The sequence below is a fragment of the Bradyrhizobium sp. 2S1 genome (assembly GCF_011516625.5).
Taxonomy (GTDB): Bacteria; Pseudomonadota; Alphaproteobacteria; order Rhizobiales; family Xanthobacteraceae; genus Bradyrhizobium; species Bradyrhizobium septentrionale.
Window position 1 is genome coordinate 10,306,604 of sequence record NZ_CP147717.1, and the last position, 12,502, is coordinate 10,319,105.

Annotated in this window: 13 protein-coding genes and 3 pseudogenes; 7 read left to right on the plus strand and 9 right to left on the minus strand. The window is 61.2% G+C overall.

What is annotated here, in order from left to right; translation table 11 throughout:
- The first annotated feature begins 21 nt into the window (after nt 1–21).
- Nucleotides 22–327 (plus strand): hypothetical protein, encoded by a 306-nt coding sequence (locus HAP54_RS48975; protein WP_029084182.1) that lies wholly within the window; start codon nt 22–24, stop codon nt 325–327.
- A gap of 1 nt (nt 328) precedes the next feature.
- On the opposite strand, the pseudogene HAP54_RS48980 reads toward HAP54_RS48975, so the two are convergent.
- A pseudogene (locus HAP54_RS48980) lies at nt 329–1,663 on the minus strand (IS5 family transposase).
- A gap of 515 nt (nt 1,664–2,178) precedes the next feature.
- Between HAP54_RS48980 and HAP54_RS48985 the strand changes: the two are divergent.
- On the plus strand, nt 2,179–2,484 hold the full coding sequence (locus HAP54_RS48985) for a hypothetical protein (protein ID WP_248114336.1): 306 nt from the start codon (nt 2,179–2,181) through the stop codon (nt 2,482–2,484).
- A 488-nt stretch (nt 2,485–2,972) separates the two neighbouring features.
- On the opposite strand, the gene HAP54_RS48990 is transcribed toward HAP54_RS48985, so the two are convergent.
- The 7 genes and pseudogenes from HAP54_RS48990 to phbB all read right to left on the minus strand — a co-directional run bounded on the left by HAP54_RS48990 (nt 2,973) and on the right by phbB (nt 8,210).
- Complete coding sequence (locus HAP54_RS48990) at nt 2,973–3,701, minus strand: hypothetical protein (protein WP_312022762.1); 729 nt, start codon at nt 3,699–3,701, stop codon at nt 2,973–2,975.
- Entirely contained in the window at nt 3,646–4,503 is an 858-nt protein-coding gene (locus tag HAP54_RS48995) for a hypothetical protein (RefSeq protein ID WP_312022761.1), read from the minus strand. The genes HAP54_RS48990 and HAP54_RS48995 overlap by 56 nt, the downstream gene beginning before the upstream one ends.
- Nucleotides 4,504–4,715: 212 nt before the next feature.
- Complete coding sequence (locus tag HAP54_RS49000) at nt 4,716–5,084, minus strand: hypothetical protein (RefSeq protein ID WP_029084184.1); 369 nt, start codon at nt 5,082–5,084, stop codon at nt 4,716–4,718.
- Nucleotides 5,085–5,180: 96 nt separating this feature from the next.
- The gene (locus HAP54_RS49005) at nt 5,181–6,164 is read right to left on the minus strand and encodes a hypothetical protein (RefSeq protein ID WP_166298309.1); all 984 of its coding nucleotides are present in this window, start codon (nt 6,162–6,164) and stop codon (nt 5,181–5,183) included.
- Between the two features lie 264 nt (nt 6,165–6,428).
- The gene (locus tag HAP54_RS49010; protein WP_165128233.1) at nt 6,429–6,806 is read right to left on the minus strand and encodes a hypothetical protein; all 378 of its coding nucleotides are present in this window, start codon (nt 6,804–6,806) and stop codon (nt 6,429–6,431) included.
- 34 nt (nt 6,807–6,840) lie between these two features.
- Entirely contained in the window at nt 6,841–7,287 is a 447-nt protein-coding gene (locus HAP54_RS49015) for a CBS domain-containing protein (RefSeq protein ID WP_248114335.1), read from the minus strand.
- Nucleotides 7,288–7,296: 9 nt separating this feature from the next.
- Nucleotides 7,297–8,210, minus strand: a pseudogene (gene phbB, locus HAP54_RS49020) (acetoacetyl-CoA reductase).
- On the opposite strand from phbB, the gene HAP54_RS49025 reads away from it, so the two are divergent.
- The 5 genes from HAP54_RS49025 (at nt 8,185) to HAP54_RS49045 (ending at nt 11,227) form a co-directional block, all read left to right on the plus strand.
- Complete coding sequence (locus HAP54_RS49025; protein ID WP_166208646.1) at nt 8,185–9,021, plus strand: universal stress protein; 837 nt, start codon at nt 8,185–8,187, stop codon at nt 9,019–9,021. The pseudogene phbB and the gene HAP54_RS49025 overlap by 26 nt on opposite strands.
- A gap of 27 nt (nt 9,022–9,048) precedes the next feature.
- Nucleotides 9,049–9,390, plus strand: coding sequence for a c-type cytochrome (locus tag HAP54_RS49030; RefSeq protein ID WP_166298311.1), 342 nt, complete (start codon nt 9,049–9,051; stop codon nt 9,388–9,390).
- Nucleotides 9,391–9,468: 78 nt separating this feature from the next.
- A complete protein-coding gene (locus HAP54_RS49035; protein ID WP_166208652.1) occupies nt 9,469–10,173 on the plus strand; it encodes a CBS domain-containing protein in 705 nt (234 codons plus the stop codon).
- A gap of 25 nt (nt 10,174–10,198) precedes the next feature.
- Entirely contained in the window at nt 10,199–10,357 is a 159-nt protein-coding gene (locus tag HAP54_RS49040) for a hypothetical protein (protein ID WP_166298312.1), read from the plus strand.
- 192 nt (nt 10,358–10,549) lie between these two features.
- Nucleotides 10,550–11,227, plus strand: a complete 678-nt coding sequence (locus tag HAP54_RS49045; protein WP_166298313.1) for a helix-turn-helix domain-containing protein — start codon at nt 10,550–10,552, stop codon at nt 11,225–11,227.
- 57 nt (nt 11,228–11,284) lie between these two features.
- On the opposite strand, the pseudogene HAP54_RS52705 reads toward HAP54_RS49045, so the two are convergent.
- Nucleotides 11,285–12,447, minus strand: a pseudogene (locus HAP54_RS52705) (OpgC domain-containing protein).
- Nucleotides 12,448–12,502 lie beyond the last annotated feature (55 nt).

Consider the following 12,502-nt stretch of genomic DNA (forward strand, 5'->3'; position numbering starts at 1 on the left):
AACAGACTGTTCAACAGCTACATGCAAGCCACCTTGGATGCACAATCGAACGCGTTGTCCTTGCTGCCGCTGTTTCTGTCGATACGCGCTGCAATACGCTCCAACGTCCTCTCTACAAAGCGGCGGCAGCAGCAAAGCGACGAAACGATCGCCATTCATGCAAATCGGTATTTCGAGTTTGCACGCCGGCTCGTTGAACCGGGGCCGCCCCGCCTGCTTGCAATTGGCGGAAAGTCCGGTACCGGCAAGAGCGTGCTGGCGCGCGACATGGCGCATCTGATCGCGCCACCTCCGGGGTCCTCCGTGAAGAACGCGGACGAGCGCTGATTTAAGCGATCTTTTGAGCCGGGACAGTTTCGGCGAAGGCCCGGATGATGGCCCGCAAGAGTTCTGCGAGCCATCGCAGGAGCAGGCCGAAGTTGTAGCCGGCCGCGGCGAGGACGGCGTTGATACGGTCGCCGACGCGGCATTTGAGATAGTTGCGGTCCATGCGGTGCTCGGCCTTGACGTGACCGATGACGGGTTCGACAGCCGCGCGACGCTTCATCTCGCGCCGGATGGAAGCCGTGACGCGGCGAACCTGACCCGAGATCCAGACCCTGAACCGGTGCGGGTAGTTGTGGCCGCGGTACCCTTTGTCGACGTGGATACGACGAGCCTCCACGCCGGTGAGCTTCTCCATGTCGGCGACCACGGGGCCGAGCGTGTGGCCGTCGAAGGGATTGCCGTGCAGCGCCTTGGCATGGAGCACGAACTGTCCACCCTTCGGCGACGTCACGGGGGTGGCGATACTGACCTTGCAGCCGAACTCGTAAGGCGCGCGGGCTTTGCCCTTGCCCATGCACTCGACCTCCGGCGCATGCAACGCATAGACCTTGGGGCCGCGCTGATGCTGATCCTGGCTGCGCACCCGCTGCGCCAGATCGAGCAGCGGGCCGAAGCGCGCTTCCAGCGCCGCGCATCGCCATCAATCTTGCGGCGGATGTCGCGGATGATCCGGCCAAGCCGCGTCCGCAGGAACTTGAGTTGGCGCCGGGCGCTCTTGAACTGGTGAGCGTGGGTATAGCGGCCGACCATGATGGCGGTGCGCTTGGCCAGGCGCAGATAGCTCTGGCGCAGCGGCACACGGTTGCGCTTGGCAAGCCCGACGAGCTTGGTGATGGCCCGATGCATCAGCCGCGCGTCGGTCGGATGGGCAACGGCCTTGGGCTGCACCGTGGTATCGACCACCACCCGCTCCAGGTCCTTGGCACCGATGGCGCCAGTCTTGTGTGCCACCGACAGACTTTCCTGGATCAACGCGACGAGCAGTTCCTCGCCGAGCCGCTGGCGCCAGCGCGTCATCGACGATCGATCCAACGGCACTGTGGCAGAAGCTCAACTCGCCGCAGAAGTATTGGTAATAAGGGTTCTCGATCCAGCGGGCGCACAGCACCTCATCCGAGAGATTGTGCATGTGCTTCAGAATGAACAGGCCGGCGACAAGCCGCGTCGGCAGGCCAGGCTGCCCCGGCCCGGTTTGGCACACCGAACCAAAGCGGTCATCCAGAAACTTCCAGTCGATCAGCGCCGCCAACCGCACCAGCGGGTGGCCCATGTCGATGATTTGATCGAGCGCCGGAAGCAACAGGTCTTTCTGACGATCATCCCGCGGTTTGCTCATCGCCGTCCCAATGCCGATGACCCGCCGTCAGGGAATCACGAATCGCTCGAAAGCAAAATCCCAAAACGCAAGAAACCGTGGCCCAACACCCAGCTTTCCTGCAAAATCGAATACTTTATCCAGACAACTTCTGCCTATCTCTCAGGCCGATCTGCATTCTTCACGGATGACTCCGGGCGCCCTGGTTCTGCGATCGGATGTCATTCGCAAGCAACTCTATGCCGTTGCCGAGCACGCCACATTGCCGCCGGAGACCTATACTCCCGGCATCCGAACTCGTCTACCAGGCCAGTTCTCGATCGTGCCGGGCACGCCTTGGCGCAAGGGGTCTCTGTTATCCTTGACGCGGTCGACGTGGTCAGGGTCCAAGCGAAGATTCAAACCGGCGACGTCAATTGGGAAATCGTGGACGCCTCCGGCTCGCCCACTACAACGCTCCACCGCAGCATGTCCTGTTTGCGAAGCACATCGTGCCCTTCCGACCTGCGGACCGCGCCCTAAGGGAATATCCGGAATTGGTCGAGCCGATGAAGTCTGTCAGCATCTTTTCACCAAAACAGGAGGATGCTATGAAACGCGCATTGAGTGTTCTTTTTGCCGGAAGCGCCATCTCTACGGCGGCGCTCGTTCTATTCTACAATTGGTTCTTCCCCGACGCGATGCCGCTTGCCTCAACCGAGCCGCTTCTGGCTTGGCGATTTGAGGCAGCCTTTGTCGTCTCGGCGGTAGCTTGGACCGCGGCCTTTGTGGCAGCGGCGTCTGCGCTGTCGTTGCTGCTGATAGCCTTCACCGGTCGGGACGCCACGGTCGAAGGCCGCTAGAATGCAGGCTTAGAATGCAAGAAGAGTGCATTCGCTTAACCTGCCTTGACCTCTCTATGCATGAAAATCATCCCCGGGCGATCGGCGGCTGGACTCTAAGCTTACGTTCAAGCGTGGCCGACATAAGCCGATCCGGCGTCACCAAGCACAACGGCAATGCAGGATCGCGGCGAGCTGAGCCGCTATGCCGGAACGACACCGCCACGCAAACGAATGGCGGAAGGTCACGCTTGGCGCCGCCACACACTCCAGAGAACACCGACCATCAGAAGCCCGGTTACGAGTAGGACGACGACGAACATTTGCATGATGTCGAAGTTGAGCGTATCGCGCGACAAACAGCGCTGCGATGACCCCCGCGACTATGAAGAGAATTCGAATAATTATGACTCATGCCTCTCTCCTGCAGACGGGCGTGGCTCGTGGCCGAACACCGGTGGTGGCGCTTTGCGGCAGATCAAGCCCGTCCACGGCAACGGCTGACCGGATCAATGCTGCAGGACGTACTGTCCGGGCGCATCGTCGAGCGGCAATCTACCCTCGGGCGCGTGAAACCCCGATTGAGCCGGCACCCACGCACCGGAATGCGCCATCAGGAACTGAACCCACTCCAGCCACCAGGATCCGTCGCGGTTCACCGCCCTCCGCAGCCACTCGTCGGGGCCGACATAAGGTTGATCCGTCTTCTTCTCCAACAACTGATAGCTGTGCTCCTCCTCCGACGGCTGAGCAACGATGCCGGCATTGTGACCGCCGCTCGCCGGCACGAAGGCGATATCGGCATTTGCCAACAGGTGAATCTTGTGAACCGACCGCCAGGGCGCGACGTGATCACGAACGGTGCCGACCACGAACATGGGGACGCGAAGGTCGGAGAGTGCCACCGGCTGCCCGTCCGCCAAATAACGGCCTTCGGCAAGGTCGTTGTTGAGAAACAGCTTGTGCAGATAGTCTGAATGCATCCGGTATGGCATGCGAGTCGCGTCCGCGTTCCATGACATCAGATCACTCGGTGCGGCGCGCTCGCCCATGAGATAGTCGCGGACCAGGCGTGACCAGATCATGTCGTTCGATCGCAGCAACTGGAACGCACCGGCCATCTGCGCCGTCTCGAGCACGCCGCTCTGCCGCATCATATCCTCGAGGAACGCGACCTGGCTTTCATTGATGAAGAGCGTCAGCTCGCCAGCATCGGTGAAATCGACCTGGGCTGCCAAGAGCGTCACCGAGCGCAGGCAGCCGGGCCGCTCCTTTTGCAGCCGAGCAGCCGCAATTGCGAGTAGCGTCCCGCCAAGGCAGTAGCCAGCCGCATGGATTGGACGTTCGGGAACAGCTGATTGATGACGTCGATGGCGGCGTCGATCCCAGCTTGCGATAGTGATCAAGACCAAGTTCGCGATCGGCCGGCCCGGGGTTGCGCCATGAGATCATGAACACCGTAAAGCCGCATTGAACCAGGAAGCGCACGAGCGAATTCTGCGGCGAGAGATCGAGGATGTAATACTTCATGATCCACGCCGGCACGATAAGTACCGGTTCGGGGCAAACGTCGGCCGTCTCGGGTGCGTATTGGATGAGCTCGATCAGCTCATTCCTGTAGACAACCTTGCCCTTGGTCGCGGCAACGTTTTTGCCGACCACAAATGGGGCGGGTCCGGACGGCCTGGCGCTCAACAGGTCCCTGCAATCTTCCAACCAGTTACGCCAGCCCGACACGAAGTTGCCGCCACCCGAGTCCATTGCCTCGCGCAGTACCTCGGGGTTGCTGAACGCAAAGTTGGACGGCGCCACGACATCGAGGCATTGGCGGACGGTGAAATCCACAATTGCCGCATTTCCCTTCGAGACGTCGTGCAGGCCGCTCGCCGCCGAATGCCACCACTGTTCGCCCAGCAGGAATGCCTGCGCCATGACGTTAAAGGCCGGTAATGTCCAATCCCGGCCGGCGAACCGGTTGTCACCCGGTTGAGGCTTGACCATGAACCAGGGCTGCCAGACAGCATGCGGCGTCGACACCATCCGCGCGAAGCGCCAGCCGTCAGCAACCGCGTTCAGCGCCAGCTGAAGCCGTTTGCAGGGTGAGGCCGCGAGATGGAGTTGCCAATCGGCGAATGCGAGCGCAGGCTAGCCGGTGAAAGCCCCCCGGTCCATCGCGCCATTGCCGCGTGGGACCAATTGGTCGATCGACTCGGCACCCGCTATTGCCTGGCGTATTGCCGCATCTGCGAATGTTACCCTGATGGTGCCATTGCCGATGGCGATCCGATGTCGATTGATTGACCGCGCCAGGTGGGCTTTCCGGCTTGCTCGACGAGAGGGGCTGTGGGCGGGTCGGGCCCTCCATAGCCCGAGCCGTCCACAACCCCGGGCAATGGGGCAGCGGTCGTGGCGTCCGCAAGCGGCTCCTTCGAGAGCAACTGCTTGGCCGTCTTCCGTCTAAGTGCCCTCAGCAGGCGCTGCACGATCGAATGCTGTCTCGTCCCGAACTCCTCTGGGTGATTCTCGCTCAGCCGGCCGACGATTGCGAGCGCGGTCAGCTGTGGCTGCTCTGACAGCCAGCCTTCGATAGTGGCAATATGTGCGTCGAGCTTGGACGGCATGCGAACCCTGGTTTTATAGGGTCGACGAGCTCGCCGGTGCGTGGCACGCGGCTCGCCGGCAGTCACCGTCTTGCCGAGCGTTAGCGCTTGATCACTTTAGCCCCTTCCCGGCGCTTCTCCTTCAGCTTGAACGAGGGCTGAAAGAAGTTGACGTAAAGCCGTGCCGCCGCATAGAGGCGGCCCATCGCGCGCGCTGTCTCGACGCCATCGAAGCGGCCGTAGCCCATCAAGCGACGCACAACAGCACCATTCTTTTGCTCGACGAACGCTTGATCGTTCTTCTTGTAGGCACGCGAGCGCGTGACTTCGAGCTTCTGTTCGCGACACCATGGCACGACGACATCGTTCAAAGGCGCTATCGTTGTCGAAGTCTACGCCGCGCAAGAGCCAAGGGAACAGGCTCTGTGCGCGGTTGATCGCCTCGACGACCAGCGAACCTTCGCGCGTCACCAACGACAGGCACTCCGTCCAGCCCGTGGCGATATCGACCATCGTCAGGGTCTGGATGAACGAGCCAGCCACTGACGTGCCGCCATGGGCGACCATGTCGACCTCACAGAAGCCGGGCGGCGGGCTGTTCCAATCATTGAACGTGCGGATCGGGACTTCGCGCCGGATAGCCGAATAGAATCCAGCACGGCGCCGCCTGCCGCCGCTCGCCGCGAGCTTCACATCGACAAGCAGGCGGTCAATGGTAGCGGCACTGATCGCCAGAACACAATCACGGTCCGCCTGCCCAAGCTGCAATCGGCCATGTTGCTCGAGGGCCGCCAGCAAGGTCGGGATCATCACCTTGAGCCGCTTGCCGCAAACCCGATCCGACGCCTCCCATAGCGCCGTTGTCGCGTCCTTGATCGTAGCGCCATATCTACGCTTGCGCTCTCCGGGAGCCTCGACCTTACCCGGTTCAACCTTTGCGCGCCGCCCAAGTGCGCGCACCGCATGCTTGCGATGCCAGCCCGTCGTCGCGCATAGCGCATCGAGGATGCGCCCGTTCACCACTCGTTTGGCCGACCGGTAGCGCTCCGTTACGGCCGACACCACCTCCCGCCGAGCGCCCATGCTGATCTTTCCCGCCATAGGCGCCACCGAACCAATTCGATGGCACCGACCCAATCATCGGCGAGAAGTTGTCCAGTAACATTTTGGATGAGGCAATGCGCTGGCTCTCGGATGGCACCGACGCAGGCGCTCTCGCAGTCGCCACATCGTCGTTAGCGGCAGATGTGGGCTGGTCGAGAACTGCATGGACTGTCATCGCTCGCCTCCAACTCGAGCCGGATGGGCTCGGGCGCAATCTATCTTTTCGACCTGGCAGCTGTTCAGACGCCGGGCCTTTGCCGCTCAGCCAAGGTGGAACCGCTTCCGACCCAGCGCCACGATCTCCGCGTCGGTCGGATGATCGCTCGGCTCAACATGCAACTGGAGGCCGGGCCGCTCCGCCCTGAGATACTGCGTCAGCTCGGCCTTCTCGATGCCTGGACCGATGACGAGCAAATCGGTGCAACCGCTTACGGCCTCTCCCACCCTGGCAAGAAATGTCGCATCGGCCTGGACGAGACCATCGCCAGTATTCGCCTTATGATGCAGGTGCTGCGACGCCAAATGCACATGGACGGCCGTCGCGCTGACGCCTGTTAACCCAATGCCGAAAACCTTCGCAACAAGGTGATCGATCCAAACGACGGCGTGCGCATGTGACTGCAGGGTCATCTCGCTCATGAAGTAACTCCAATGCTTTCTTTTTCTGCTTCTCTCAATCGGCGCGCCAATGCCGCAAGCAGTTCCCTGCGACTGATAATACCGACGACGGTTCCGGCGCCGAGCACCGGAACTGGGCGACGTTGTAAATATCCATCTGCGCGACGACGTCCTCGATCGATGCCTCGACATCGACGGTGATCGGCGCGCCACTCATGAGCGAGCCGACCTGCAGCGTGCGCATGCGCTCGCGTTCAGGTGTATTCTCCGCAATGCCAAGCAAAGACTCCAGCCAGTTTCCTGATGGCGGGCTGATGCCAAGCTCATCGCGGTGGAGGAAATCGCCCTCCGAAACCATGCCGACAAGGTCGCCGGCGTCGTCGATCACTGGCAGGCCGCGCTGATCGGTTTCAAGCAGCAGCTCGACGGCATTGAGTACTGTGGCAGTCGGCTTGATCGTTGCGAACGAACTGCGCATCACATCGGTTGCGAGCATTGTCATGTCTCCCATTCACCACATATGCTGGCCGCCATTGATTGACAGCGTCGACCCGGTGATGAACCCTGCTTCGTCGGCAGCAAGAACGGCGACGGCACGGGCGATCTCCTCCGGCTGCCCCAGCCGCCCGACCGCAATCTGCGGCAGAATAGAGTTCTGCATGACATCGGCCGGCACCGCAGCCAGCATCTCGGTGTTGATGTAACCGGGGCAGATTGCATTAACAGTGATCCCAAACCGCGCGCTTTCGAGCGCGAACGCGCGGGTGAAGCCGAGCTCGGCGGCCTTCGCCGCGGCATAGTTCGTCTGGCCGATCTGGCCCTTCTGCCCATTGATCGACGAGATGTTGATGATCCGCCCGAACTTGCGCGCCCGCATGCCCTCGATGAGGGGCCGGCACATGTTGAACAATGAATCGAGATCGGTCCGGATCACCGCATCCCACTGCGGCTTGGTCATTCGATGCAGTGTGACGTCGCGCACGATACCGGCGTTGTTGACCAGGATGTCGATTGGGCCCAGCGCCGCCTCCACCTCGCGGACACCGGCTGCACAGGCTCGTAGTTCGCGAGATCCCACTGGAAAACGGGAATTCCGGTCTGATCCTGAAAAGACCACGCGGCTCCTACATTCCTAGCATAGCAGGCCGCAACGCGGCATCCGGCAGCAGCGAGGGCGCGCGCAATCGCGGCCCCAATTTCCCTACTTCCACCCGTAACCAATGCGACGCGCGCCATGCCGGCTCCTGCAAGCTGGGGCACAACATTTGCGCGAAAAGCACGCTCGATGAATTGATCCCGCTCAATCAGAATCCACGAACGCGCATGAGGCAGATCAAATTGGCCCGTCCTCGACCGGTGTTTTGATGGCACTTGCTCGTACCCCTTTGGAGAACGGCCCATGTTCAAGAACATCTTGGTCCACATTCCGACGGATCTGTCGCCGCGCCCCGCAGTCGACGGATCGGTCTCGCTCGCGCTCAGCACCGGCGCGCATCTTGACGCGATGGCAATCGACTATGAGACTGCCAGTGTCCCGATCGTAGTCGGGGGTGGAGTGGCCGTCGCCTCGCTGTTCGAGGTCGAACATGCACAGGCTCTGGAGCGCGCCGAGGCGGCGCTGCGCGTCTTCGACATCGAGGCTCGGAATGCAGGGATATCCTACGCGACCCGCGCCGTGGGCGCGCTCCCCATCGATGCTCGCGGGATCATCTGCGCGAGCGCGCGACTCCATGACCTGACCGTGGTAGTGCAGCCGCGCGGCGAATACGACAGCTACGACGACGTGATCCCGCGGGAGCTATTGTTCCAGAGCGGCGGTCCTGTCCTGTTCATGCCTTACACGTTCCACGGCGCATTTTCGGCGAAGCGAATCGGGATTTGCTGGGACGGCAGCCGGCTTGCTGCCCGCGCCCTCCATGACGCAATGCCGCTGTTGCACGCAGCCGATGCTCTCGCCGTCATCACCATCGATGGTGCTGATCCGATTCCCTCAGAAAGCTCCACCGACCATCTGGTGCGTTATCTTGCAAAGGAGGGGCTTCCGGCCAAGATCACGTCGTTGCCGGCGTCCAAGTCAGAAGTTCAGTCGATCCTGCTGTCGATCGCGGCGGATGAGAGCCTCGACCTTCTGGTAATGGGTGGATACGGCCACTCCCGGCTGCAGGAAACCGTGCTCGGCGGCGTGACGCGCGATATGCTTCGTGCGATGACCGTCCCGGTCCTGATGTCTCATTAAACGCCAATCAACGTGAGGCATCCCGCCATGACGTTCCGGCATACTATTGGTTGCGGCCTCGTCATCGCCAGCGCGATCTGCGCCGCGCTGGCTCCAGCCGCCGCGGACCAGGAGCAAGGCCGTCGCCTTGCGCAGTTCTATTGCGCCCGCTGCCACGCGATCGATCGGGTGAACCCCAGCCCGCTGAGGATAGCGCCGCCGTTCCGGACGCTGCACGAGCGCTATCCGGTCGAGATGCTGCAGGAAGCATTGGCGGAAGGAATCATCACTGGCCATCCGACCATGCCCCAATTCAGCTTCGATGCGGACCAAGTGGGCGACTTCATGCTGTTCTTGAAGTCTCTGGAGCGCGGCCAAGCAGTCCGTTGAGCCACGTCAATATGCAGGGCGCAAAGAGCTTTAATATTTGATTTTCAACATGGAGGTCAGACATGCGCGCATCAGATCATGACCAAACATATCATCGCCGTCAGCCCGCACACGAAGATTCTGGACGCGGCCAACATCATGCTGCGATGTCACCTCAGCGGTCTGCCGGTGATGGACGAAGATGGTACGCTCAGGGGCATGATATCGGAGGGAGATTTCCTGCAGCGCGCCGAGATCGGAACAGGACACAAACGATCGGCCTGGCTGGAGCTTTTCACCGGGGTCAGCCGTGCCGCGACCGATTTCGTGCACGAGCGCGGCCGTAAGGTCGAAGATGTCATGGCTACGAATCCGATCACCGTCGGCGAGCAGACGCCGCTCGACGAGATCGTGCATTTGATGCACAAGCATGGCGTGAAGGGGGTACCGGTTGTGAATGGCAAGACCATGGTTGGGATCGTCACCCGAGCAGACATCCTGCAAGCCGTCGCGTCGCTGGCGCGCGAAGTGCCTGACCCGACGGCCGATGATACCCATATCCGTGAACGAATCCTGCGCGAAATCAACGCCACCGGTTGGCGTCCCGCCGGCTTCCAGGTCTGGGTGCGCAACGGTGTCGTGCATCTGCACGGCCTGATCTTCGATGACCGCGCGCGCCAGGCCGCGATCGTGCTCGCCGAGAACACCTCGGGTGTCAAGGAGGTCCATGATCACCTCTGCTTCGTCGACGGCTATTCCGGCTACTATGTGGAATCGCCGGAAGACATCAAGGCGGCCGGCTGATCAGATCGAGGAGCCCAACATGGCAATGAGCACACTGCTTGTCGTCGCAGCCGTCTGTCTCCTCCTCTCGGTCTTTGCGCTCGTGCTCGTCCTCACCGATCGCAGCACGACGCGCTGGCGTCAGGAACAAGACGAGAATCGAGCCGCCACACGCGCTGCCTATCCCGACAAGAACGGGACCTAGCGTCGCTTTTCGCCCCGCGCGCCGAGACACTGACATCTGGGCGTACGAACACCGTCTATTCCTCCTCTGTATCTCCTGGACTTACGTACAGATACGTAAGTGGCTTCTACTTAGGGGAAACATCCAAATTTCCCAATCCAGGAGATGCGATCAATCTGCCTCCATCGATCTTCCCATCCATGGAGCGTCGCCATGCAAACCCAAAACGCTATTTCTCGCGATAGCAGCCGTCACCCGACCAGCATCCTCGCCCGACAGGCGCATGTCGAAAAGCCGTTTGGCATGATCGGGGCGCCGATGCGGTTCGCACGCAACAGCGAGATTTACGGCGAGGAGGAGGCTGCGGAATACCTTTACCAGGTTGTCTCCGGTGCCGTCCGCACCTACAAGATCCTGGAAGACGGACGCCGCCAGATTGGCACGTTCTATCTGCCCGGAGATATCTTCGGCTTCGAGGCCGGTGAAAGCCATATCTCCTCGGCCGAGGCCGTCTGCGAGACGCGGGTCGTCGTCGTAAAACGCGCCGCCCTCATGGCCCGCGCCGCGCACGAAAAGGATCTGGCGGGACAGCTGTGGGACGCGGCGGCGCAGGAGCTGCGCCGGTTTCAACAGCATCTGATGCTCCTGATCTGTAGCGCCGAAGAGCGTGTCGTCGGCTTCCTGCATGACATGGCGCGCCGCGCCACCAAGAATGCCGCCGTCGAGCTTCCGATGTCGCGACAGGACATCGCCGACTATCTTGGCCTCACGATCGAAACGGTCTCGCGCACCTTTACCCAGCTCGAGCGGAACGGCGTAATTTCTCTTCCGACCGCGCGCCGGGTCGAGTTGCGAAACTGCGTGAAGCCGAATCGGCTCATGGTGGCGTAAGCGGCAAGATTGATTGTCTCCTACAAGCGATCGCGGGACAGAGACGAGAAGCATCTCTTACAGCAGTTTCGGATGTTGCCGGCTTCGTTTGCCGATCCAGGCCATGCATGTCGCAAACAGGACGAGCGCCGCGACCCCTGTGGCGCTCACCACGAACTGCGCCGCGATGCTGTCGGATACTTCAACGAGATACCAACTTGCCAGCAGGGAAAGCACGACGGCTGCGCAGTAGGTTTCGAGCGAACGCTCGCCGCAATGAATCAGGCCGACCATAGTAAATCCCCGCCAATTCGGTGGCACGAACTTCGCCACGACGATGGCAATGGCCAGGAAATGCAGGAGCCGCAAAAGGCCCAGATCCGGCTTGTCGATCGGATAAATTAACCGCGTAATATAGCCTGGAATCGCGGCTGCCAATGGCTCGACCTCCCAGCTCAATGTGATCATGAGGCCAAAGCCGAGATACGCTGTCGCGAGTAAAACGACGGGCCACGACACGATTTTTGGCCAAAACATCCGATAGCCCCGGATCGCCCACCACGCCCCAAGGACGACCAGGAATTGCCAAGCAAGCGGATTGAAATACCACTGATGACAGGCCACTCCGGCAAGTTCCAGCCGTACAATTGCACCAGCGCATAGATAGACGCGGAGGTCAGCAGGGACGCATTGGGAAACTTCAGTATTCCCCAGGGGGCGGGAGCAAACGATAGATGGAAGAGCACAAAGGTCGGCAGAACATCCGTGTTCATCGGGCGATACATCAGGATGGCAGCATGGGTCAGTGCGGCACCCGGCTGTTGCAACAGAATCTTCACGTTGGCTTCGTCCGCGAATCGATCGCTGCCCGAGGCGTGCACGACCACGACAAGCGTAATAGTCAGGATGAGAAAGGCCGCATAGATCTCCCAGCCTCGCAGCAGCGTATGCGCGAAGACTGCCCACCACCCCTCGCGACGGCGGACAGCGCCGTAGCTCAGCGCGCAGGTCACGCCGGACACGAACATGAAGACTTCAGCCGCATCGCTGAAGCCATAGTGCCGCAGGGTCAACCAGCTGAAGACATTGTTGGGGATGTGATCGAGGAAGATGCACCAGAGAGCAATCCCTCGGCATACATCGAGCCGGAGATCGCGCCCCAAGGCCAAGCCGTCGCCTCTCCCCGGATCTTGACGGGAGTTCTTGTCGTTCAGGCGAGCGGTCAGGCTGTCAGGAACCATAGGCGGTTACCAGCTGTCGGCGTCATTCCGGCCCGGCGCCCGCCGCGCCGGCGGC